General features: G+C 59.6%; 19 protein-coding genes and 6 pseudogenes. 17 read left to right on the forward strand and 8 right to left on the reverse strand.

Annotation, left to right across the window (positions count from 1 at the left end; all coding sequences use genetic code 11):
• The first annotated feature begins 21 nt into the window (after positions 1-21).
• Positions 22-684 (forward strand): response regulator transcription factor, encoded by a 663-nt coding sequence (locus A3C3_RS0101690; protein WP_167521931.1) that lies wholly within the window; start codon positions 22-24, stop codon positions 682-684.
• Between the two features lie 19 nt (positions 685-703).
• On the opposite strand, the pseudogene A3C3_RS41070 reads toward A3C3_RS0101690, so the two are convergent.
• Positions 704-1,627, reverse strand: a pseudogene (locus A3C3_RS41070) (LysR family transcriptional regulator).
• Between the two features lie 58 nt (positions 1,628-1,685).
• On the opposite strand from A3C3_RS41070, the pseudogene A3C3_RS0101700 reads away from it, so the two are divergent.
• The 9 genes and pseudogenes from A3C3_RS0101700 to A3C3_RS48390 form a co-directional block, all read left to right on the forward strand.
• A pseudogene (locus A3C3_RS0101700) lies at positions 1,686-1,871 on the forward strand (SDR family NAD(P)-dependent oxidoreductase); the annotation flags it as partial.
• Between the two features lie 137 nt (positions 1,872-2,008).
• Positions 2,009-3,964 (forward strand): SARP family transcriptional regulator, encoded by a 1,956-nt coding sequence (locus A3C3_RS0101705; protein ID WP_022712893.1) that lies wholly within the window; start codon positions 2,009-2,011, stop codon positions 3,962-3,964.
• 40 nt (positions 3,965-4,004) lie between these two features.
• The gene (locus A3C3_RS0101710) at positions 4,005-5,033 is read left to right on the forward strand and encodes a phosphatase PAP2 family protein (protein WP_022712894.1); all 1,029 of its coding nucleotides are present in this window, start codon (positions 4,005-4,007) and stop codon (positions 5,031-5,033) included.
• Between the two features lie 31 nt (positions 5,034-5,064).
• Positions 5,065-6,759 (forward strand): S8 family serine peptidase, encoded by a 1,695-nt coding sequence (locus A3C3_RS0101715; protein WP_028739310.1) that lies wholly within the window; start codon positions 5,065-5,067, stop codon positions 6,757-6,759.
• A gap of 119 nt (positions 6,760-6,878) precedes the next feature.
• Entirely contained in the window at positions 6,879-8,462 is a 1,584-nt protein-coding gene (locus tag A3C3_RS0101720; protein WP_022712896.1) for an aKG-HExxH-type peptide beta-hydroxylase, read from the forward strand.
• A complete protein-coding gene (locus A3C3_RS0101725) occupies positions 8,462-9,439 on the forward strand; it encodes a ThiF family adenylyltransferase (RefSeq protein WP_028739311.1) in 978 nt (325 codons plus the stop codon). The genes A3C3_RS0101720 and A3C3_RS0101725 overlap by 1 nt, the downstream gene beginning before the upstream one ends.
• 55 nt (positions 9,440-9,494) lie before the next feature.
• Positions 9,495-9,794, forward strand: a complete 300-nt coding sequence (locus tag A3C3_RS37465) for a hypothetical protein (RefSeq protein ID WP_051154422.1) — start codon at positions 9,495-9,497, stop codon at positions 9,792-9,794.
• A gap of 74 nt (positions 9,795-9,868) precedes the next feature.
• Positions 9,869-10,255 (forward strand): DUF982 domain-containing protein, encoded by a 387-nt coding sequence (locus A3C3_RS37470; RefSeq protein ID WP_022712897.1) that lies wholly within the window; start codon positions 9,869-9,871, stop codon positions 10,253-10,255.
• 50 nt (positions 10,256-10,305) lie between these two features.
• The gene (locus A3C3_RS48390; protein WP_022712898.1) at positions 10,306-10,587 is read left to right on the forward strand and encodes a hypothetical protein; all 282 of its coding nucleotides are present in this window, start codon (positions 10,306-10,308) and stop codon (positions 10,585-10,587) included.
• A gap of 50 nt (positions 10,588-10,637) precedes the next feature.
• On the opposite strand, the pseudogene A3C3_RS48395 reads toward A3C3_RS48390, so the two are convergent.
• Both A3C3_RS48395 and A3C3_RS41075 read right to left on the reverse strand, forming a co-directional pair.
• Positions 10,638-10,727, reverse strand: a pseudogene (locus A3C3_RS48395) (hypothetical protein); the annotation flags it as partial.
• A gap of 108 nt (positions 10,728-10,835) precedes the next feature.
• Positions 10,836-11,136: pseudogene (locus A3C3_RS41075) on the reverse strand (DUF6088 family protein); the annotation flags it as partial.
• Between the two features lie 312 nt (positions 11,137-11,448).
• On the opposite strand from A3C3_RS41075, the gene A3C3_RS42450 reads away from it, so the two are divergent.
• The 5 genes and pseudogenes from A3C3_RS42450 to A3C3_RS48080 form a co-directional block, all read left to right on the forward strand.
• Positions 11,449-12,831: an adenylate/guanylate cyclase domain-containing protein gene (locus tag A3C3_RS42450; protein WP_145611675.1), complete on the forward strand. Its 1,383-nt coding sequence runs from the start codon at positions 11,449-11,451 to the stop codon at positions 12,829-12,831.
• Between the two features lie 245 nt (positions 12,832-13,076).
• A pseudogene (locus A3C3_RS43065) lies at positions 13,077-13,287 on the forward strand (EamA family transporter); the annotation flags it as partial.
• A gap of 300 nt (positions 13,288-13,587) precedes the next feature.
• Positions 13,588-14,034 carry a helix-turn-helix domain-containing protein gene (locus A3C3_RS0101760; protein WP_022712901.1) on the forward strand — a complete coding sequence of 149 codons (447 nt, stop codon included), beginning with the start codon at positions 13,588-13,590 and terminating at the stop codon, positions 14,032-14,034.
• Complete coding sequence (locus tag A3C3_RS37485; RefSeq protein WP_022712902.1) at positions 14,024-14,665, forward strand: PIN domain-containing protein; 642 nt, start codon at positions 14,024-14,026, stop codon at positions 14,663-14,665. Before A3C3_RS0101760 ends, A3C3_RS37485 begins: the two co-directional genes overlap by 11 nt.
• An 80-nt stretch (positions 14,666-14,745) precedes the next feature.
• Positions 14,746-14,929, forward strand: a pseudogene (locus A3C3_RS48080) (sugar phosphate isomerase/epimerase); the annotation flags it as partial.
• Positions 14,930-15,016: 87 nt separating this feature from the next.
• Here the strand turns inward: A3C3_RS48080 and A3C3_RS0101775 are convergent.
• The 5 genes from A3C3_RS0101775 to A3C3_RS44950 form a co-directional block, all read right to left on the reverse strand.
• On the reverse strand, positions 15,017-15,388 hold the full coding sequence (locus A3C3_RS0101775) for a response regulator (RefSeq protein ID WP_022712904.1): 372 nt from the start codon (positions 15,386-15,388) through the stop codon (positions 15,017-15,019).
• 9 nt (positions 15,389-15,397) lie between these two features.
• Positions 15,398-17,254, reverse strand: coding sequence for a PAS domain S-box protein (locus tag A3C3_RS37490; protein WP_051154412.1), 1,857 nt, complete (start codon positions 17,252-17,254; stop codon positions 15,398-15,400).
• Positions 17,142-19,019, reverse strand: a complete 1,878-nt coding sequence (locus A3C3_RS42455; protein WP_051154413.1) for a CheR family methyltransferase — start codon at positions 19,017-19,019, stop codon at positions 17,142-17,144. Before A3C3_RS42455 ends, A3C3_RS37490 begins: the two co-directional genes overlap by 113 nt.
• Positions 19,020-19,055: 36 nt before the next feature.
• Complete coding sequence (locus A3C3_RS42460; RefSeq protein ID WP_167521921.1) at positions 19,056-19,718, reverse strand: chemotaxis protein CheB; 663 nt, start codon at positions 19,716-19,718, stop codon at positions 19,056-19,058.
• 225 nt (positions 19,719-19,943) lie between these two features.
• Positions 19,944-20,237, reverse strand: a complete 294-nt coding sequence (locus A3C3_RS44950) for a hypothetical protein (RefSeq protein WP_145611677.1) — start codon at positions 20,235-20,237, stop codon at positions 19,944-19,946.
• Positions 20,238-20,269: 32 nt separating this feature from the next.
• Here A3C3_RS44950 and A3C3_RS0101790 point away from each other — a divergent pair, with 32 nt between their 5' ends.
• Positions 20,270-20,689: a CopG family transcriptional regulator gene (locus A3C3_RS0101790; RefSeq protein WP_022712905.1), complete on the forward strand. Its 420-nt coding sequence runs from the start codon at positions 20,270-20,272 to the stop codon at positions 20,687-20,689.
• 31 nt (positions 20,690-20,720) lie between these two features.
• A complete protein-coding gene (locus A3C3_RS0101795) occupies positions 20,721-21,983 on the forward strand; it encodes an extracellular catalytic domain type 1 short-chain-length polyhydroxyalkanoate depolymerase (RefSeq protein WP_022712906.1) in 1,263 nt (420 codons plus the stop codon).
• Positions 21,984-22,534: the final 551 nt, after the last annotated feature.

Genomic DNA, 22,534 nt, shown 5'->3' on the forward strand with positions numbered 1-22,534 from the left:
TCGGTCGGAAAATCAGCTCCCCTGGCACCACAGGACAAGAAAAATGCAGCCGAACCCGTTGTCATTATCGTCGACGACGATGCAGCTGTGCGGGAAGCTCTGTCGGAGTTGATCCTCTCGGCTGGTTTTCAGCCCGTCAGTTTCGCCTCGACCCGTGAAGTGCTCAACGCCGTCGATATATTGGATAGCCCGGGCTGCCTGATCCTGGACATGCATATGCCAGGAGCAAGCGGGCTTCACCTGCTGCACCATCTGGCCGAGAGTGGCATTGCCAAACCCATCATTTTCCTGACCGGTCATGGCGACATCCCGATGACGGTTCAAGCGATGAAGGCGGGCGCTGTGGATTTTCTCACCAAGCCGGTGTCAGACCAGACGCTGCTCGATGCAGTGATAGCCGGTATCGCGTTGGATGGGGCCTGGCGCGCGGAAGCTATCGTCGTGAAGCGCAATCTTGAACGTTTAGGGACGCTGACGCCCCGCGAGCGCGAGGTTCTACGCGAGGTAGTGACGCGCGGACGCCTGAACAAACAGATCGCCTTCGACCTCGGCATCAGCGAAGTCACGGTCAAGCTGCACCGGGCCAATGTCATGCGCAAGATGGAGGTCCGTTCCATCGGCGATCTGATCAGGGCACGGGAGACCTTACCCCCGGCGATGCGCGAGACCGGCGGTGGATTTTGACCAACCCAACATCAGGTGCTCAGATGGCCGCGAGGGCTTTTGCCTCGCGGGCGATGAAATCGCAGACCCGTTTTACGCGCAACGGCACGGTGCGGCCAAAGGCGTGCAGTGCACTAAAGGGAGCGCTAGGGAACGCAAACTTCGCCGCGAGTGAAACAAGTGTGCCGCCTTCCAGGTCTTTCGCGACCAGACACCGCAGAAGATAGGCCGCTCCCAGCCCACTGAGCGCAGCCTGAATGAGTGCTGCCCCTGAGTCGCAATCGACGCGCCCGAAGGGAATGAAGCTCGTCCCGTCCGGCAAACGCAGAGGCTGCGTGATGCCACCCAGTGCATAGCGGGCGAAGGGCAGAGCCGCCAGCGCTTCGGCAGTTGCAGGATTGCCCCAGGTCTTCAGAAACGTCGGAGACCCGACGATCGTCATCGGCAGGTCGGCCAAGTGACGAACCATGAGGTCCCCCCGCGCGGGATTTCCTACGCGCAGCGGAACGTCGTAGTCCTCCCTGATCAGATCGACGAACCGATCCGTAAGTCCGACTTCCAGATGCAGGTTCGGATAGTCGGCTGCAAAGCGTCCGAAGAGGCGCGGCAGCAGTAGAGGGCCATTTCGCTAGGCATGCGCAAGCGACCCGAGGGCGCAACGTCGGACCTGATCGCCTCTTCACTTTCATCCAGGTCCCGCAACGGCGGCGCAACGCGGTCGAAGAAAACTTACCCGTCCTGGGTAAGCATCAGGGCGCGCGTGGAGCGCAGGAACAGCCGGGCGCCAATCTTCTTTTCCAGCCGCCACGCTCTTCGACACCGCTGACGGTGTCGTCGCCAGATCGCGGGCCGCGGCGCTGAACGATCCGGCCTCTACCGTCCGCACAAAAGTCATCAATCCGGGCATCTCCTTGAGCAGGTTCGGCATTTGCACCTCCGCGGCACAGGTCATGTGCCCGCCCATGATCTAATGACGCAGGGTGGCAGCGTTTATCTAATTTCTCTTTGAAAAGAGATAAACAATGCAACACCTCAAAGACAAGGTCGCCGTCATCACCGGCGGCAATAGCGGCATCGGCAAGGCGACTGCTCGGCTGTTCGCGGACGAAGGGGCGCAGGTCATCATTTCCGGGCGCCGGCAGGATGTCGTCGACCGCGCCGTGCAAGAAATCGGTCCGTCGGCCATCGGCTTCGCGGGCGATGCCGCCGTTCCCTCAAGCCGTAATGAGTCTCGTCAAGCTCTTCGAGGCGTTGCTCAAGGATAAATAACATTGCTTTGACGCTGCTTTGACGGCAGGGCGCTACGACCGGTTTGCCAAGATACGCAGAGGGATCTCAGCCGGTTATGCTTCAGCTTAATTATCACCAAAGCATCGATCTTCCTTTCGGAATCCCGATTTCCCTTCCCGGTTGCTTGCCAGGCGCCGCAGGTATGGCAGACTGGTCTCCAGATGCCAGGTCTTCGGCCTGCCAAACGAGCGCATCGGAGGCAACGGGGGCGGGGCCGGTGGATCGCATGAACAAGGAGCAAGATCCGTTTCGGATGTTCCTGCTCGGGCCTTTTGCCCTTGTGGACGCTGAAGGGCGATCGGCCACTCCGAAATCCAAGAAAGCCCAGGCTCTTTTGGCGATGCTTGCATTGTCCGCCCGGGGCTCGCGCTCGAGAATCTGGCTTAGGGACAAATTGTGGAGCGACCGCTCTGACGACCAGGCGGCAGCTAGTCTGCGCCAGGCCCTTTTGGACATTCATAAGACTCTGGGGCCTGCACGTGATCTCTTGATTGCGGATAAGAATACCGTTTGGCTGGATATGGACCGACTCGTGCTTGATACCGAGCTGGTGGTTCGGACAAAGCGGTCCGCGGATCAAATCACCGACGAATTGCTCGAAGGTATAGACATCCGCGATCCAGAATTCGAGGACTGGCTAACGCTGGAACGGCAGAACTGGTATAGCCGGCTCAATGAAGGACAAGTCCACGATGTCTTCGAGCCGCGACAGCAGCCGAGCCGCGATATCGCCAAACATTCCGCCTTGCTACCTTTGACAGGCGCCCCGGATATGCCAAGACGAGGCAAATCCGTGGAAATCGCAAGCAGCAACCCATATCGGCGGCCGGCCGACGGTGACTGGCAATGGATCATGGTCCTTCAGCCCCCTATCGTGGTGGGTGCTGGAGAGGGCGGACAAATTGCTGCGACACGGTTCCAGAATCTCATTGCAAAAGCCATCACTGATGGGCTGGCCATTGGCGTCAGCGACCTCTCCTTCACCTTGCCAGATATTGAAGAGAGCGAACAGCAGATCAGCCTTCCGATATGCCTACAGCTTCGCCTCACGTTTGACGGTGACATGGTGATGATCGAACTGGTGATGAAGCACCTGATCAACAACCGTATTCATTGGCTGGGCAGTCAGGCAATCAACCGCACGCAGTTCGAGCGGGGCGAGTTCGGCATCGCCGCTGCGCTAATCAGCCAGGCCGTCGATCAGCTGGCCTATTTCCAGGAGACCCAGGCAAACGACAGTCGATTGTCGCAAGACGGCCTCCTGATCGACGCCGTCAATGCGATCTTTCGGCTGTCGCGCCGCGATCTAGATAACGCCGAGCGGCGCCTGGAAGAACAGATCCAGTATCAGCCGCGGTCATCGACTTTTGCCTGGCTGTCATTCATCCGGACTTTCCAGGTTGGCCAACGTTTCAACGCGCTTGACGCGCATCTGATCGAGGAAGCTCAGGCCTATGCGCGCAAAGCGCTGGAACTCGATCCGCAGAATTCCGTATCGCTCGCGCTCGTCGGCCACGTCCATTCGTTCCTGTTCTGCGAATATGACTATGCGGCCAACTTGTTTGAAAAATCGATCCGCCTGAACCCGGCCCTGCCGCTCAGCTGGGATCTCTATGCGATGCTTCATTGCTATGCAGGCCAGCCCGACAAGGCCGTGGCCATGGCGCGTTGGGTACAAGAGCTCGGCGTCTACAGCCCGCATAAGTATTACTTCGACACGACCAAATGCATTGCAGCAGCGCTTGCAGGCGATCATGCCGCAGCCATAGCTGCAGGCGAAGAAGCCCTGCGGGCACGGCCGAACTTCAACAGCTTGCTGCGCTATCTTGCCTCCAGCCATGCTCATTTCGGCGATCTAGGCGGCGCGCGCCATTACCTGCAGCGTCTTGAGGCGGTCGAGGGCAGCTTCTCCATCAATGCCTTTAGTGGCAGCGGCTATCCGCTGCTCAATACAGGCGGCGGCCAGATCTTGATCGACGGCCTGCTCAAGGCGGGCGCCAAGCTGCGCTGAACCCGGACAATTTTTCAGAACTTCGCGCAAGGAGGCTGCAATGGAAGAAGCGGACGCTACTGTGGAATCGCAATCAAAAATCGTTTTATTTCTAAACACTTATAAATTCAGGATTGAGCCCGATACGGTTCTTCCATGCGAACCCAGGGACGATACCGGGGCTGATCCTGTCGCCGGTGCATCGCCGGTTGCCCCTGCAGACTCCGAACCTGCGCTTTTCGTCGGCACGGATGAAGATGCATCGCTCCTGGCTGGGCCTATGATGGCGACGATGGCCGTAGCCTCGGTCCTTAACAAGAGCGTGGCGAATAAGTCGGTGCTCAACAAGGCGTCGCTGAACAAAAACAAGAACAAAAATAAGAATAAAAACAAGAACAAGACGACGATGGACGGTGCCAGCCTTGGCGTGTCGCAGCTCATCCCTTCCTTCGAGCTGCGCAGGCTGCACCAGCAGCCGTCCCGCAACGCCTATACCGCGGCGCGGCGCTTCACCTGGGAAACGCTGGATATACTGCCGCCACCGGGCCCCGATTATACCCGTCTCGAAACCACGGTGCTGCTCTCCATGCAACGCCGCGATCGAGAACGTGCGCGGCGCCTGCCCGACATCCAGATCGAGTCGACGATCTCCGTGACGGAATTCACCCGCGCATTGCATATCGAGGATCTCGGCGGTTTCGAGCAGACCGAAGGACTTTTCCAGGCGATCCTGGCAGCCTGCGAATATGTGGGACTGATCTACAAGAGTCAGTTCAACCGGCTGCGGCCAAACCAGTTCGAGCCCATGCTGCGGCCGTTGCTGGCCGTGCCCGTCCACGAGTCCTATCCCAGCAACCACTCGTTCCAGTGCTTTTCGATCGCCTTCGCATTCTCGACGATCCTGCCGGAACATCCGGCCACCGACGAGCTAGCCCGCATCGCCCAGAACGTCGCCGAAAACCGTGAATGGGCTGGCCTCCACTATCCCAGCGACACGCAGGCGGGGCGAGATCTCGCCCGACGCTTCGCTCCCTACCTCCACGACGCGTTCGGTCCTCTATTCCAGGCCGTACACGACGAATGGGTCTGAATTCGCCAGCTGCACAACAGGGATCATGAACATGACGGATCAATTACAAATGCCTGAGCCCGCGCCGATCAACTACTATTATCTCTGGCACCTGACTGCGCTTGGTGTGGTCGACGCGGAATACGGATCGGCTCCGCCTGCTCCACCCGCGCTCGATGCGAGCGCCGCACGCGCGCTCCCCGATCCCCTCATCACCGGCACGGTCTGGGATGCCATCGCTTCCGCCGGCCCGTTGCGACCCGCGCGGGTCGCGCTCATCGATGTCGGCGTATCTTCGGACCATCCCAATCTGGCAACCCGGCTTGACCGGGAAGCGTCAATCGATTTGACGACCCATCGTTACGGCGCGCGCGTGCTCGAAATACTCGATACGACTACGTCGTTTGACCGCGAGGAAAGACATGCCTTCTTTGCCGGGCTCAACATCGCTCCGCTCGGCAATATCGGCCTTTCGAATGACGACCGGGACTATCTCAGTGACCTGGTTGCCGAATACGCCACGTCGGAGGGTGTTCTCCGGCGGCTCTACAATCCGGAATCGCTTTTTGCATCGCATGGTACGTGCTGCGCAGGGCTGATCGTCGGCGAACCCGCCGTTGTTGCGGAAGAAGGCACAGCAAGCGCTCCGCCGGAGGGAGCCTTCTACGGCAATGGTGACGAGTTGCGTACGAGCGGTAATCGCAATGTCATCCCCTATTTCGGCGTTGACCCTTTTTCAAAGATCATCTCTATCAGGACGTCCTTCGAAGACGATGTCAGGCAGTTCATCGCTGCCTTTCTTTATGCCTATCATCAGAAGGCGGACGTGATCGTCTTGCCCCGTGGTCTGCCGGACCCAAAACGCAGCGTCGTTGATCCGAAGAATGAGCTGAAGGCCGACTTGGAACTATGGAAAAACCAGGATGCCGCCAATCTCTTCACGCGCATTGCCTTCGCCGACCAGGGTGGACCTGAACTGGAGCCGAAGGCTGCGCAGAAAGGCTCCAATCCGGATCGCCCGTGGCATATCCTCAAACAGCTCATCCTCGCCATCAGTCGGCACATTCCGATCGTCTGCGCCGCGGGAAACAGTGGCGAGAGCCAGCTGATCTATCCGGCAAGTCTTGCCGCCGACGACAACGGCATCATCGCCGTCGGGGCCGTTACCGTCGAAGGTTTCCGTTCGGGCTACAGCAATTACGGCGAAGGATTGACGGTTGTCTCCCCCTCCGACGACGGTGAGGTCTTCAACCGGCATCAGTTGCGCCTCGACCGGCTTTCTCCATTTGCCGCACAGCACGACTACAGTGCTTTTCGAATGCGGGAATACTACTATTCGCACTTCTCGCTGCTGACGACGGACCTGTCGGGGATTTTCGGCTATGATCACGGCTCCGATCAATGGTCGGCGATCGTGCCGTTCGGAACCAATCCCGGCATCGGTGGAGGATACTACACCACCTTCGGGGGCACCTCCGGCGCGTCGGCGCAGGTGGGGGGGCTATGCGCCCTGATTCAGCGGGCCTACAAGAGCCGCCACAATCCCGGTGACCGCCTCTCGGGTCCTCATGTCAAGTCCATTCTGAAAGCCGCGTCCCGCCTGGACACCATTGTCGCACCCGGAACGAGGAAACTGACGGCGGATTGCATGAATGCAGAAAGCGAGGACGCTCTCGACGCGGCCTATTTCTTCGGGTCAGGCCTGCCGAATGCGCGGGCGGCGGTACAGGCGGCTCTGGCGATCTGACCGCTGCGCATGCGCTTTCCAAATTTAAGCCTCCTCGATCAAGGATCTCCTCGATCGAGGAGGCTTTTTCTTTGTTTACGTCATTTTTTACGGATTTTTAACGCGGAACTGGCGGGCGAATGACGCCCTTGGGCAATAGTGCCTCTCAACCGACGACGCGCAACGTTCCGATGCCGGACGAAGCCGTCCCGAACGGGGGCATTTTCGCCCCAGATGCAACCTTGATCCGCCCGAAGGCAAACTCACGGAGGCTGCCGATGTCCGCGTCCCGTATACAAGAATTGGCAGATGAGGCGCGTCTCCTGCTCAAGCGCAATCCCCTGATGGCAAGTACCCTCTCCCTGCAGCGCGTGGCAACTCGCAACCTTTTGAAGCGACGCTTCCAGTATGGCCGCACGCTTGCGGTGGCTTCGAAGCTCGCCGATTGTTCGGTCGGGATAGAGGCGCTGGCAGGTTATTTCCCCGATCTTGCAGATGGCGGATACACTCGTCTGCTGGAGCTTCCGCTAGCGATTGCCGGACCGGTCGGTGCCGATCCCTACCGTTCATCCGCACTTGCAGCCTGGATGGGTGGGCTCGCGCGCAGTCTGGAATGGCAGGCAGCCCGCCCCGATGTGCAAGTCGTCAGCGGTTATCTGCAGCCGGATCTGATCGCATCGGATCTTGAACTCGAACGTCAGCCGGCGTGCCGGCTGTCTTGCGGTATCGGCCTCGTCCGCATCGAAAGCCCGGCGCGAAGCCCTATCATGCAAGCCCTCCTCCGCCAATGCATGCCGGACTATTCCAGGCCCGACCGCCCCATCACGGACGATGCGGAATTGGATCGCATCGCCGACCATCTGGAGAAGGCCTTCGCATTAATCGCGGAATTGGACGAGTGCGGCTATCAGCGTCTGATCGCCGGCCTGCACACGCTTCACGTTGGCGTGCGGCGCGAAGGGCAGTGTTCCTTTTCGAGTTCGAACGAATTGCCGGGCAGCGCGCTCATCGCTCTTTCCAGAGAGAGATTGCGCGACGGCGATCATGCCGCGACAGCGGCCCAACTGCTTCACGAGGCGGGAAATATCCTGCTCGGGTTTTATACGACCTCGGCGGCGGCATCCCTGCCTGGGGAGTTCCAATATGTTTCCCCATACAAGAACGACCTACAGACGCTCGAGAGCATCCTGCAATCGGCCTACACCATTCCCTGGGAGTGCGCCATGCGCATGGCATGCCTATCCACCGAGGCGGATCCTGAGCGCCGCGCCCGGAAAACGGCATTCATAATCGCCTATGCCGCGCGGCAAGTCCCGCTCATCGACATCGCTCGGAAAGGAATCGAACGTCTCGGCGGCGATGTCCTCCTCGACCTCCCAGACATCGCCGCCATTCCTTCCTGGAGTGGCCGGATCCTGGACCTCGTGGGCCAGTTGCTTGCCGAAGAGCCTGTCGCGCACCGCCAGGCCCATCTTGCCGAGCGCCAGCGAGTTCTCGATCGCCAAGCCTGGGATATCGGACAGATGCTCCTGCGCGGCAAGGAGCCGATCGATCCTCGGATGGGCCGGCGAGAGATCGATGACAGCGGCGACAATATCAGCCTCTGGTACAACGGAAAATTCCACGTGATCCCGAAGGCCGCCGACCATGCGGTGGGCAAGGATTACGGTCGCTACGCCGCGACGATCCGCACAATCGCGCCCAGCGAAATGGAGGCGATGTGATGATCAATTATCGGTTTAGACGATTGTCAGCGGCAGTCCGTGCGCCAGTCGACTTCCCGAACTTCTTCGCCCACAGCCTTGGGTGGGGCGGCAGGGGGGCTCTGTTCACCGGCAATAGTACCGATGCTGTCGAGGAACAGAGCCCCACAGTTACTAGGCCTGCGTTCGGCGGCGCGTTGGAGGGTTCCAATATGCCGGCTGAGGACGAATATGTCTCCGCCGCAATCGATCACGACGACGCCTCCCTGACGCCTCTTTGCCATCGGCAACGCGGCTTCGCAGGGTTTCGCGAAATCGACTTCGTCATCATCGAATGCGGCGGCCTGGGCTCGCAGATTGCCATCCAGCTTGCGGCCCTCGGCGCGCGCCATTTCCTTCTCGTGGATGCCGATCGCATCGACGAGAACAACTTGAACCATCTCCCATGGGCGAGCGAAGCTGATCTCGGCTGTTTGAAGACGGACAAGCTGGCGACCTATCTGGCCGCGTGTTTCTCGGCCAATGTCTTCGCGCTGCCGGAATTTGCGGAAGGGGCCGCAGCGCTCCGATTAATCGCAGATTACGCCCACAATCCGTTCGTCGTTCTTGCCGGCGACGATTCTCATCCGGCCCAAGAGTTCCTGACGGCCTGCCACGCATCGCAAGCCGGCCTGCCGCCCCACCTGCATGTCGGCCGCTGCGGGGTCCATTGCATGGCAGGTCCCTCGGTCGCAGTGCATGAGGACGCATGTCCCGTCCGCCATTGCGCCGCCCAGGTCGCAACCGACGACAGCTTTCTCGCCCCACCGGCCGCTGCCGACAACGTATTTATCGCTGGCCTTGCCGTGTCGCAGATCACCGAAGAGTGCCTTTCTAAGCACTCCGCATCACGGGGACGCCAATGGATATTGGACCTCAAAAGCAATCAGGCCGAGTTCCGTTGTCTTTCCAAACACCTTGAATGCGCGCGCCTGTTTCGCCGCTACGAGAGGCGCTGATATGGATCATATTGAAAGCGCTGATGCCATCTATCCGGCTGCGACAAATTCGGAGCTGCGGTCGTTCGCGCTGTGCTCAGTCATCGGCTATGTCGGCGCCACTGGCGGAAAGAACGATGAGCTGACCATATCCGAAGCTCTTCGTGATCCACTGATCGCCATGGTGATGCGCGCCGATGGCGTGACCTCCGAAGAATTCAAGCGAGTTCTTCAGACGGCAGCCCGTGAGGTGGAAACTAAACTGGCCAACGCTATCAGAGGAGATGGGAAGGAACAGGCAATGAGGACGCCCACGCCTTCCCACCAATGGGGGGACACGCGACATTTTTGTCGAAACGACGCGGAAGATGGTTGACGAGCATGTGTAGTCAATCCCGGTTCGAACCATAGAACGGGATTCACACTGGCTGTCCGGCGGAGTTCAGGGCAATGAAATTCGATATGTTGAGAAGCTTCCCAACGATAATTCTTGCTTTCGCGGAAGGCAAAGATCGCAAGGTGATCCGTACCGCACGCGAGGCTGCCCAACTGTTGCTGAAGGAATGGCCCACCGACGATGGTGAGGAATTCTTCACGGCGGTGAGAACCTGTCTGGAGGTCCTTACCGGAAAAACCGAACCCGAGAACTTGCACGAGGCGATCGTCCGAGCCGCAAATGAAGCGGGTATCGTGGCGATCACGACTGATCACCACCTGGGTATCCTCAGGATCTATCCAGTCAGCGAGGTCCGCCGCCCACGCGCTCATCGCAATCCCGCTCCCATCGAACCGCTTCGCCGCTCGCCATCAGTGCGCCGACGTCGGCAGCGAAAATAGTCGGGGCGATCCAAAAGGGCATTGATCGGAAATGCATCGGGGCGTTTCGAATGAAGGCGAAACTGCCCCGCCTGCTGGGCAAGTTGGGTTTCAAATTCCGCTGGAAGCGCCGTCGGATAGTGAGAGTTCACCGTCTGCACGTCGTTGGCGTCTATTTCCAGCGACCACTTGCGTTTGGTCGGCTCGCCCAGTTGCCCGACGATAGCGGACCGAAGCGCGGGAAGCAGCTTCTCGGCAATATGCCGCTCGACATCACCCACCAGGGCTTCAATGAGTTTGTTCGCTTGTTATTTGCTGATGCCTTCCTTGTCCGGATCGCGGTCACAGTATAGCCGAGCTCTGCTCGATCAAACGAAAGGTCGATATCCTCGGAAAAGCGGCGGATGGCGCCGAATGCCTTGGAAAGGGATGTACCACCCTTGAAAACAAGCGTGGCCGTATCCTTTTCCTGCAGGCCGAAAAGGCGCTTCAAGGTCCAGCAGACCCAGAAGTCTTTTTCGATGATCGTGTTGGCGACCCCTCGAACAGTGCCTGTTTCGCCAAGAGGGCAGCTCGATCATCAATCGGAAGAAGAGCTACACTATCCATCGATTTCACCCGACGCTGCGTTGGCGATCGATACGACCGTCGGCCTCCCAGGCGGGGGTCTGGACCGCAGAGGAAGCGAGCGTCTTCTTGTCACTTGCCGACAAACGACGCGCTGCGATCTGTGCAGCGTCGCCGGCACGCATCGCTCCCACATGGCGAAGCGTTTGCACGACCGTGCCAGCCGCACTGCCAGGAGCGATCAAATGCTTGGGCGAGGCATCTCGCAGATCGACTACGCGCTTGCCCAAGACGACACGGCGGGAGGGACCATCGGTGAGATAGGTATATCTTGCTGCCGGGCGAAACCGCAGCTGCTGCGCCGAAATAAAAGGTCGGCATTTGCGGCTTCCTTGCGGTCCTGCCCAGCCTGCGCCGCCGGCGGGGTTGCGGCGGCGGCGAAGCGGAATTGTGGACATGCTGGACGCTGCCCGCAGCCTCCACGAAGCAGCAACAGCAACCCTGAACAAAGCATTGCGGGGTAATGAATGCTAGCTCGTTGCTGAAGGGAACGGCCGGGAGCAATTCCGTCTCGTGAACCGAGTTCAGAGTCGATTGCCTGCGCCGTATCGTGCTAAACTGACGTGGCGCGAGCCGTGTTCTGGACCATGATCAAAGTAACCGCTCTACCTGACCAGATGAACTTCGAGGTTGCCGCCGGCGAGACGTTGCTCGAGGCTGCTTTGAGGTCGGGTGTGCCGTTTGCCCATGCCTGCGGCGGCCGGGCGAAATGCTCGACCTGCCGCGTCTGGGTACTGGACGGCGTGGAGGGTTGCCCGAACCGGAATCGAGACGAGAGCTTGATGGCGGAACGACTGAGGCTGGCGGATGAGGTCCGGCTGGCCTGTCAGCTCAAGCCGGAGGGCGAGCTTCGCGTCCGACGCCTGGTGCTGGATGAGACCGACTTGATAATAACCAGCCAGCTTCTCAGTTCTGCCGAGACGCGTTCCGGCGAGTCGAAACAGGTTGCGGTTTTCTTCAGCGATGTCGCCGATTTCACGAAACTGTCCGAGCAGCTTTCGCCCTATGATGTGATGTATCTGCTCAATCGCTACTTCGCCCAGGTTGGCGACATCATAGAGCGGAATGGCGGGTTCATCGACAATTTCATCGGCGACGGGCTGATGGCAATCTTCGGAATCGACGATCAGCGGGACGCTCCGCTTCGAGCCGTCAACGCGGCGATTCAGACCATTGCCACAGTCGATCGCCTGAAGCCGTTTTTTGCCTCCATGTACGGCATCGATTTCGATATTCGTATCGGTCTCCATTATGGCGAAGCCGTCATCGGCACATTGGGCTTCGGCGGAAACCAACGCCTCACGGCAGTCGGGAACGTCGTGAACCTGGCCAGCCGGATCGAAGCCGCGAACAAGGATGCCGGGACACGACTGCTGATTTCCGAGGCGCTTCACGGCCAGATCGCCGACAAGGTGGAGGTCGGCGATTTTGTCAGGGTACGCCTAAGGGGTTCCTGCGAACGTACGAGCCTGTTCGAAGTCATCAGGCTCAAGCCCGAATGCGACGCTGAACTGAACGCCAGGCAACCCCGCGAAACCATCCGTCATGCCGGCAGGAGGTGGGTCCGCGCATTTCCCGAGGACGAGCTTCAGCCCCACGAACGACGGATTCTCGATTTCGAGGATTACGATATCGTCGTCGTTCGCGGAACCGACAGCTACTGCGCCTTCAACAACGCCTGCCCGCATCTTCATCTGCCGTTCTACGAACGTCGAAAACCTGCCGAGGTGAAGACGCTCAATCTCCCACACACGGAGAGCACGATCACCAGTGATCACGGCCTCGTCTGCCGTTGGCATCAAAGCTGTTTCGACCTGTTTTCGGGCGAAATCAGGAACTGGGCGCAGTTGCAGCAGGATGGTACTGCGCCGGGCTATGAACACACAGGTGACATCTCGAAAAATCCCACCAGGCTGACGGTATACCCCTGCCGAATACAGGACGGATGCCTGTGGATCGGGCTCGACTGACAAAGAACGGTTTCGGTTTCTTCGGCGGATTCGTTTCGCTCTGACCGTCTGCCAACTCGAGAGTTGCGGCCGACTCCAGCCGCAGACTATTCAGCTTGGGGACGGAAGCGCCCCTCCGCCGACAAGGAGCAGTCTCGGGAACTGGACCAGCGACCAGATCGTACTTGCCATCCGGACGGGTCGGCGTGCCGCTTGCCGGCCTCGTATCGGCCGAAGAGATTGCTTTAGCCAAACGCGACTGGCTATTTACATTGATCGCCTGGCCGGAACGCACCGTGGATGCCGCGCTTGCTGCAATTCTGAATTCGACGACGCCGATCTTCGCGTTCCTCTTGACGGTCCTTATCACGCACACGAACCAGTGACTGGCCGCAAGCTGCTCGGCGTGGTTACCGACATTGCCGGCACCTCCTCATCATCGGTATCGAGGCATTTCATGGCCTCGGCGATGAACTGCCGGCCAGGGAAAGGCGTTCCTCCTTCCAGATAGCGACGTTGCAAGTTCCAATTAGCGCCCGTTGATTTCCAATCAGCCGAGAACGAGGTTTGTAGAGCAGAGGGCGGAGGAAGCCCTTTCGGATATCCCAGTCGCCCTAATCGTAGGACCTCGCCGGGCTGGCAAGACCACCCTCGTCCGAAAGATGAAGGATGGTGGTCAGACGGCCAAATCCATTCACTCAATCGCATTTCGCAAACTTTCAGTTATTGCAGTTATCGGCCGTGGGCACTATATTGGCGATATCAGGAGATATTGCCATGGCCAGCCAAATCGTTCACTTCGCCGGACTGTCGGATCGCGATCGCAAGGCAGCCTCGCCTCTGCCGAAACTGGGCGCGGGTGACAGGCTGGAACTTCATGTTCGTCATGAAGGCGGGAAGGAACAGACGCTCTCGATACCGCCCTCAGCCGCCGCGGCAGTTGAGGCGCTTTTGGCGCACATGCTACGCGGCGAACGTGTTGCAGTGCTGGCCGAAGACCAAGAACTGAGCCCGACCGAGGCGGCGGCTATTCTCGGCATCTCTCGTCCCCTCGTCGTCCTGCGCATGGATCGGGGCGATCTGCCATTCCGCTACGTGGGCAAACATCGCCGTGCTCTTCTAAAGGATGTGCTCGGGCTGAAATCCAGGCTCGACGTCCGTCAAGCGACGGTTGACGCGCTTGCCGAAGATACCGAGGATCTGATCCAGACCCATGGCCTCTAAAGCGCCTGTCGCGGTCTATGATGCCTGCGTCCTCTATCCATTTCATCTGCGGAATGTCCTGATCCAGTGCGCCTTTGATGGCCTTGTCGAGGCGCGCTGGACCGACGATATCCACGGCGAGTGGATGCGCAATCTCGCCGCTGACACTCCGGGTTTGCCCATGGAACGCCTGGAGCTCACGCGCGACCGTATGAAGGCCGTCCTCCCGGAGGCGGACGTGGTGAATTATCGTCCGTTGATCGAGGATCTTAAACTGCCTGACCTTGACGATCGGCATGTACTCGCCGCTGCCATTGTTGGAAAAGCTTCTACCATCGTCACCTGGAACCTCAAGGATTTCCCGAGACGAGACCTGCGTCCTTACGGCGTGACGAGCAAGTCGCCAGATGATTTCCTGGCTGACCTTCATACTACGTTTCCCGAGGCACTTCTTTCGAGTGCCAGACTTGCGCGGCTTAATCTGCGCAAGACAACGCCAACAGTTGAAGGGTTCATCGACGCGCTTGCTCCGCCAGAACATCGCCTCGCTGGACTGGTCCGGATGATCCGATCAACTTGCCGCAGTCGTCGCCTTCAGTGCTTATGGCAGCCTTTTCGACCGCCATTTTGTGTACGGTCGCTTATCAGTTAGCCCTATCAGGTCCGCTGAGCTTGCTGATGTAGAGCGCAACAAGAACGATCCCACCTGTCGTCGCGTTGGTCCAATACGCGGGACCTGAGAGAGAGTGGTGGAGGCAGTTCTGCTATCGTTTGAAGACGGCCGGTTACGACGGGTGGCTTTCGGTGGAGCATGAAGACGTTCTCCTCAACAGCCTCGAGGGCCTCGAGAAGTCGATCGCGTTGCTCCAGGGTGTCATGCCTGTGGCCGAGAGATTTCAAACCTCAGGCGATCTGAAAAGCGCTGGCGGACTAGACCATGAGCATTGCACGCGAGCAGAAGAAACAAATGCGGGCGGCTCGAAGCCGCCGAAGGCGGTTGAGGTCAAAGGGTGATAGATGGAAACGCCCGCGCTATTGCGCCCGCAAGTTCTCCTGCCTCATAGGGTTTACGCAAGGCCGTTTCGTGATGATATCCGTCGATGAGACCATCGCTTCCGTAACCTGTCGCGAACACAAACGGAATGCCACGTTCGCGCAGAACCTGTGCGACGGTGAAGGATTGAGTGCCTGACAGATTTACGTCAAGCACGGCAAAATCGATCTCACAGGTCCGGGCAAGATGGAGCGCTTCGTTGATACGGCTGGCTGAAGAGAGCACTCGATGCCCCATTTCCGTCAGCAAATCTTCAAGGTGAAGGGCGACCAAGTATTCATCCTCGACGATCAGAATCCGAATTGCTGTCTGGTTGGCCACCACGGTCCTTCACCCATCCTGACCGACTGGCATGGGTGCATCGATCGTGCAGACGACACCGGTGGGCGGATACTCAACTCGCACCTCACCATTGAGTTCCGCCGCCAGCGCCCGCTCGATCAAGCGCGAACCGAAGCCCTTGTGTTTCGGGGGAACAACCTTCGGTCCTCCGTTCTCGGCCCAGTGCAGGATTAGGCGGCGCTCGTCGCCTTCGCCTTCCATCGCCCAAACGATCGCGACGTGACCGTTGTCGGTGGAAAGCGCACCGTATTTGGCAGCGTTGGTGCACAATTCGTGCAGCGCCATCGCGAAGGCCAACGCGGCGCTCGGCGTAAGCTGCAGGTCCGGACCTTCGATGTGGAAGCGGTTTTCGCCACCCGCATGTGGCTTGACGGTGTCGGCGATGATCTCCGCCAGGTTTGCACTCGCCCAGCTTTCGCGAGTCAAAACGTGATGCGCCTTTGCCAGGTTGATCAGCCGCGACCCGAATGCATCGCGCGCCTCGTCCAACGTCGAGGCATGGCCGAGCGTCTGAGATGCGATGGACTGGACGATCGCCAGCGTGTTCTTGACGCGGTGGTTGAGTTCGCCCATCAGGGTTTTCCGGTGTTCGTCGGCGCGGCGGCGCTCGGTCATATCGCGCGCGATCTTGGACGCGCCGATGACCTTGCTCCGCGCGTCCTTCAGCGGCGATATGGTCAGCGAAACCCAGACCTGGCTGCCGTCCTTGCGTAGCCGGACCGTTTCGTAGTGTTCGATGTGCTCGCCCCGCCGAACACGATCGAGAATGTCGTCCTCCTCATCGTACCGGTCAGGCGGAATCAAGATCTTGATGGACTTGCCGACGATCTCCTCAGGTGTGTAGACAAATAATCGTTCAGCGCCCTTGTTCCAGCTCCTGACAATGCCGTCGAGGTCCTTGCTGACGATCGCGTCTTCGGACGATTCGACAATCGCGGCAAGGCGCTCGGCAAGCTCTTCGGCTCGCTTGCGCTCGGTGATGTCGACCAGCATGTTGACCGCGCCCGTGATCTCGCCGGAGGCGTCGCGCAACGGCGTCGGATAGACAAGCAAAGGCACGAGGACGCCATCCGGCCGCTCGACCACGGCCTCCGCCCCCCGTATCGGCTGCCCTTCCTTCAGGGCGACGGCCATCGGGCACTCGTCGTGCCGTAGTGGCGTTCCATCCGGCCATTGCATACGCCATGATCCGCAGAATTCCTCCTTGCCAAGCTCCGGTTCGCGGCCCCAGATTTCGGCGGCGGCAGGGTTGTAGGAGGTGATCAGCCCCTCGGCGTCCGTCGTGTAGATCGCACCCGGCAACGCTTCGATCAGGTCCTTCAGACGTTGCTCGCTCTGGCGGACCGCGACCTCGCCTTTCCTTCGGTCGGTGATGTCCTGCATCGCCAGCAGGATCAGTTCTTCGCGGTCTCCTTCGCGGGCGAGCTTGCGGGCATTGAGCACGATGCAATGCCGGCCGATGCCCCGAAAGTCATGCTCGACCTCGAAGTCGACGACCGCCTGGTCTTTGGAGAGTACCTCATCCAGCAGCGCTCGCAGCCTGGGAATGTCCCACTGGCCGTTGCCAAGTTCATAGACAAGCCTGCCCACGGTTTCCTGTCGCCGCATCCGAAACTGCTTGTAGAAAGCGTGGTTGGCCGACTGGACCCTCAGGACGCTGTTCAGGATCAGCAAGGGCTGCCGAATCGTCTCGACGATGGCCTCGGAATAGATGCGCGCTTCCTGCGCCGCATCAGCGGCGCGCTTCCGCTCCGTGATTGTCGCTGAACGTGACGACGACGCCGGCGATGTGATTGTCCCGTGTGCGGTAAGGCAACATGCGCCGCAGATACCAGCGGCTGTCATCGCTCTGCACCTCGGCATCGATGGTGATGAGTTTCTTCAAGACTGTCTCGGCGTCCGGCAACAGGTTCGCGTCGGAGAACTTCCGCGCGAAATGGGCGATTGGACGGCCTATATCCGACGACACGAAATCGAAGAGCTCCTTTGTCGCGGGCGCGAACCATTTGATCCGGAACTTGTCATCCAGGAAAAGGGTCGCGGTCTCCGAGCCCGCCAGCAGGTTGTTCAGATCGTTGGTGGCCGCTTCCAGTTCGCCGATCTTATGCTGGAGCTGGTTGTTGACGGTGTTCAGCTCCTCATTGAACGACTGCAATTCCTCCTTCGAGGTCTCCAGTTCCTCGTTGGTGGACTGCAGCTCCTCGTTCATCGAGGTGGCTTCCTCGTTCGAAGCTTTCAGCTCTTCGTTGGCCGTCTCAAGATGTTCGATGGTGTTGCGCAGTTCGGCGCGGGTCGTCGTCAGCTCTTCCTGAAGGGCACGTTCGCCGGAGGAACCCCCTCCGGCGTCCTCGCGCATGCTTGCCTTGACTTGTTTGGATGCCTTCGGGGCCGGAATGAAGCTCACGAGGAGGTTGCCGCCTGCCGACGAGGTGGGCAGCGGCATCACCGTGATGGCGACGGAACGGCTGGACTTGCCCTCCTGGACGCGGGCGGTGACGGTCACGTCCCTGTTGTCCTTCATCGCTTCGCGTATCGCCACCCGAAGCTTGAGTGCCAGCCCGTCGCGCGCCATGGTCAGCAAATCTCTGGTAGGCTCGCCGGAGGGCTGTTCGAGGTAGTCCCTGGTCGCGCCGTGGAAATAGAGAACGCGGCCCTTCAGGTCGACCAGCACCGACGCTGGTGCAAAGCGCTCAAGCAGCGCCCGGCGTGCCATTTCGGCCACCGGGGCGGTCGGTCCAGGCAGCAGGGATGGCGGCTTCTCCCCCGTGGTCGGCTCTGCGGACGCCCGTGGCCGTGGATAGTCGACAAGATCGTGGCGCGTAGGGCCAACACGGCGGTAGATCCGCCATTTCTTCGACACCGTCTCGAACAGGTCATCGTGTCGCCCGACCGTTTCAGCATTGCCGAGAAACAAATGCCCGCCCTGCGTGAGCGAGAAATGGCAAAGGGCGATGATCCTCTGCTGAGCATCAGGCTCCAGATAGATCAGGACATTGCGGCACGAGACGAGGTCGAGCCGCGAGAACGGCGGGTCGCGCAAAAGGTTCTGCCGCGCGAACACCACCATGTCGCGGAGTTCTTTGGTGACCTGGTAGCTTCCGTCTAGCTTTTCGAAGTAGCGCCGGAGGCGTTCAGCTGAAAGACCAGTCATGGCCGCCGCCGGGTAGACGCCGTCTCGCGCCTTGCGCAGGTTCGCTTCCTGCGCATCGGTCGCGAACACTTTCAGGTCAAATCGCTTTCCCGCCGCCTCCGCTAGTTCAATTGCCAGCATCGCGATGGAACAGGCTTCCTCGCCTGTCGAGCAGGCTGGAACCCAGACCCGGATAGAAGCGCCGTTCTCGCGCTCGGCGATCAACGGCTTGATCACCTGCGCGGCGAGAACCTGCCAGGCTTCGGCATCGCGGAAGAACCCGGTGACATTGATCATCAGGTCTGCGACCAGCGTCTGGACTTCCTCGGGATTGGTACGCAACTCGTCTATGTATTCGCCCAGCGTCTCGATGTTCCTGAGTCCTTGACGGCGGTAAATCCGGCGGTGCTGCGTGCTCCGCTTGTAACTGCCGAAATCGTGCCCGGCGCGGGTGCGCAGAAACTCCAGAACCTGCTCCACCGTTGCTTCGCCGTTTATTGACGGGGGAAGATCGGCTTAGGCCGGAGCGGCGACGTAACCGTGGCGGACGTAACGGAGGACCACCTCGGGCATCATCTCCGGAGCAAGGACATGATCTGCCATGTCCGCTGCAATAGCGCTTCTCGGCATGCCGTCGAATTTGGCTGTTTCGGGAGCCTGAACAAGGCTCATTCCGCCTTCGGCCCTGATCTCCCGCAGGCCCTGCGAGCCGTTGTTTCCTGTGCCGGATAGTACGATGGCGATCGCGCGCTCGCGCTTCGACGACGCAATCGAGGCAAAAAGCACATCGACCGGATGACGCGGCCCACGGGACGTGGATGGTCTCGACACACGCAACTTGCCTTCCTGCACCCTCAGCTCGGTGTCGGGAGCGATGACGTAGACATGATCCCGCTCTACCGGCATCCCCTCCCTGACCTGGGCGACCGGCATTGCCGTGCGGGCGCTCAGAATGTGCGCCATCTCACTCTCGTGTTTGGGATCGAGGTGCAGCACGACCACGAAAGCGCAGCCGCTGTCAGGGGGCATGGCGTCAAAGAAACTGCCCAAGGCCTCAATGCCGCCCGCCGAAGCACCAATGCCGACGATCGGCATTGCCGACTGTGGCATGGCGTCATTCGTTGGGAGCGAGGTGTGTTCGTTGACGCTCTGCTTCGGCGTGCCAACTTCCGAATCCACGGCTTTTTTCTTGGTTCGGACGGATTCCCGTTTGGAACGACCATGGATGGCATTGCCAGATGTTTCGTCGGCCATTACATCGCCTACTCACTATCTGCCGGGTGACACGGCAGACGCGATATGTTTGCACACCGCAAATCGCTTCACAATTATATTTGGCCATCGGCCGTCGCTAACCAACGATCAGCCCAGCGATGCGACCGAGGGGGCAGCCGCAACTCGATCTCAACCTGTAGTCAGACGGGCCGTGCGCGACCGATGGCCGTCAATCCGCATCATCGTCACTTCCGATCTAGGTTCGTGGAGATCACTGATCTCCCGGATGGCACTATTTTCTTCTCGAAACCCTACCGACACGATGATCTGATCCGTTCGATGCACGAGCTTGTGACAGAGGGAGCTTCTTTCAACCTCGGCAAATAATGGCCACTGCTGTTCCCGCAAGCTGATCGCGGTATCGACCTGCGTAAAACGGTGCAACGGCGCAACTACGGCTCTTGAATTACCGGATTTCACCATCCATATACCATCCACATAGATGGAGAATGATCATGGCGGACAATATACGCAGGCTTCCCGACAAGGGGTCTGAATCGGAAAAGGTCACAATTAACCTTGGCTATGTCGATCTCGGTCGCATCGACCTCCTCGTTCAGGAAGGATTCTACTCAAATCGCTCCGATTTCATTCGCACGGCGGTCCGGAACCAGCTTGGCATTGAGGGCGAGGCAGTAAAGCAATCTATTGTCCGTCACACCCTCGAACTTGGGCTGCGCAACTACAGCAGAGCCGACTTGGAGTCCGTAAAGGCGGCCGGAGAAAGGTTGCACATCAAAGTGGTGGGCCTCGCCCGTATCGCCCCGGACGTAACGCCCGACCTCGCCCTTGCGACAATCGAATCCATCACCGTGCTCGGCGCGCTTCAGGCCAGCGCGGAACTGAAATCCGCGCTCGCAGATCGCATCCGATAAGGTGATCGCGCCGTCAACAAGGACACTACCCATGAACGATGAATTTGCTGCGGCCATGCGCCGGGCAACGCTCTTCACGCGTGCCTCGAACCCTTCGGAAGCCACCCGAGTGATCCTGGATACCCTTGCCGGGCGAACCGTCTCAGGCGAACATGGACCGGCGGTTTCCGACATCACGCCCCCGCCCGCGAAATCGCGCCCGAAGCCATTTCCGGTAGATCCTCACGCCCAGCTCATAGAGCCTGCGGCAAAACCGGAAACCGCTCTCGCCGAGACGGATACTTTCCAACGATCGCCGCGGGTGCGACGGCCGCTGGGAGACACGCTCAGGATCCTCAGTGAAGGACGCTCGGTGGCCGGGAAGCTCCCATCTTTTTCAGACGGCGGCCTTCCCGGAATGACACGACGCTCCCTTAAGCCTGTAATCCCGGATGGTGCAAAATATCTGGCACGCTCGTTCACGTGTGCGGCGGGCACGCGAAGCTACAAGCTCTACGTTCCGGCCTCTGCGCCAGCCATGCCGCGAGGCCTCGTCGTTATGCTGCATGGTTGCAAGCAGGATCCAGACGACTTCGCGATTGGAACCGGCATGAACGCTACCGCCGAAGCACGCGGCCTGATGGTGGCCTATCCCGGCCAGACGGGTGCGGACAACGCATCATCTTGCTGGAACTGGTTCCGGCCCTCAGATCAGAGACGCGGCGCTGGCGAGCCTGCGATCATCGCCGGCATCACGGAAGAGATCATTCAGGACTTCGAACTCGATCGCAGCCAGATCTTCATCGCGGGCCTGTCTGCCGGCGGAGCGATGGCGGCGGTGATGGCCGAGGCCTATCCTGATCTCTATGCAGCGGTGGGGATCCATTCCGGACTGGCCTGCGGATCGGCCACCGACGTCGTTTCGGCATTCACCGCTATGCGTGGGGACGGCGGTCTCGCCTCTCGCACGAGAACACTGAAAGATTCAGTCCCGGCATGCCGCGTCCGCACAATCGTTTTTCACGGCGACGCTGACCGGACGGTCCATCCCTCCAATGCCGATCGGATCGTCGCGGCGGCAACCCCATCTGTGCCTGGTGGCGCAGCGAGCAAGCCCGGCCGTTGCGCCGGCGGCCTGACCTATGAAACAACCGTTCTTACGGACGAGAAAGGAAGGCCGGCATTGGAATACTGGCTGGTGAACGGCGCGGGGCATGCGTGGTCAGGCGGACATGCCGACGGGTCATACACAGATCCTCGAGGGCCGAACGCCACAACAGAAATGATCCGCTTCTTCCTCGATCAATGTGAATGACGATCGATTGGCTGTCACGTGGCCAAGCCTTCCTCTGATGCTGACGCCAACCTCCTAGGATTCGCGCGGTCGCCGATATCCTTTGCGATCTGGGCCACACCATTGATGCCCGTAGCCCGCTTAAAGTAGCGAATGCAGTCCAGGAGCGTTAACTCCAGCCGACGCAGGCGTGGCTAGGTCCAGATTTTGGAAGATTCGTCGTCAGACACATTCGGTAGACTGCTGCCGGATAATCCAAAACGTTTGTCTTGTTGTCGAACCGGGATGCGGACGCTCCACCGGATTGCCAACGGAGGAATTCCTCAGCCTGTAGAATGTCGCGTATAGCCAATTCGCAATTGGCACGACTACGTTTCCATACCTTCCACCCAGGTCTGTAAGATGAATTGCCCTCCCTAAGCCGATCCCGCTCCCAGCTAATGCCTGATAACATCTCCAGAACTTTTCGCCGATCGACTCGGCCATTAGGATTGCTCGCCTTTCCGGAGGGCTTCGACTGACAGCTTTTGGGCCGTGAATAGCACCTCGAAGCGGATTTTGTGGTACTGAAT

The organism is Rhizobium mongolense USDA 1844 (assembly GCF_000419765.1).
GTDB classification, from domain to species: Bacteria; Pseudomonadota; Alphaproteobacteria; order Rhizobiales; family Rhizobiaceae; genus Rhizobium; species Rhizobium mongolense.

Coding starts and splice junctions, on each gene's coding strand:
- A3C3_RS0101705 (WP_022712893.1), top strand. CDS start 2,009: ATGCTTCAGCTTAATTATCACCAAAGCATCGATCTTCCTTTCGGAATC.
- A3C3_RS37490 (WP_051154412.1), bottom strand. CDS start 17,254: ATGACAGCCGCTGGTATCTGCGGCGCATGTTGCCTTACCGCACACGGG.
- A3C3_RS44950 (WP_145611677.1), bottom strand. CDS start 20,237: ATGGTGAAATCCGGTAATTCAAGAGCCGTAGTTGCGCCGTTGCACCGT.
- A3C3_RS48390 (WP_022712898.1), top strand. CDS start 10,306: ATGAAGGCGAAACTGCCCCGCCTGCTGGGCAAGTTGGGTTTCAAATTC.
- A3C3_RS0101715 (WP_028739310.1), top strand. CDS start 5,065: ATGACGGATCAATTACAAATGCCTGAGCCCGCGCCGATCAACTACTAT.
- A3C3_RS37470 (WP_022712897.1), top strand. CDS start 9,869: ATGAAATTCGATATGTTGAGAAGCTTCCCAACGATAATTCTTGCTTTC.
- A3C3_RS0101760 (WP_022712901.1), top strand. CDS start 13,588: ATGGCCAGCCAAATCGTTCACTTCGCCGGACTGTCGGATCGCGATCGC.
- A3C3_RS42450 (WP_145611675.1), top strand. CDS start 11,449: ATGATCAAAGTAACCGCTCTACCTGACCAGATGAACTTCGAGGTTGCC.
- A3C3_RS0101710 (WP_022712894.1), top strand. CDS start 4,005: ATGGAAGAAGCGGACGCTACTGTGGAATCGCAATCAAAAATCGTTTTA.
- A3C3_RS0101795 (WP_022712906.1), top strand. CDS start 20,721: ATGAACGATGAATTTGCTGCGGCCATGCGCCGGGCAACGCTCTTCACG.
- A3C3_RS0101790 (WP_022712905.1), top strand. CDS start 20,270: ATGGCGGACAATATACGCAGGCTTCCCGACAAGGGGTCTGAATCGGAA.
- A3C3_RS37485 (WP_022712902.1), top strand. CDS start 14,024: ATGGCCTCTAAAGCGCCTGTCGCGGTCTATGATGCCTGCGTCCTCTAT.
- A3C3_RS0101725 (WP_028739311.1), top strand. CDS start 8,462: ATGATCAATTATCGGTTTAGACGATTGTCAGCGGCAGTCCGTGCGCCA.
- A3C3_RS0101720 (WP_022712896.1), top strand. CDS start 6,879: ATGACGCCCTTGGGCAATAGTGCCTCTCAACCGACGACGCGCAACGTT.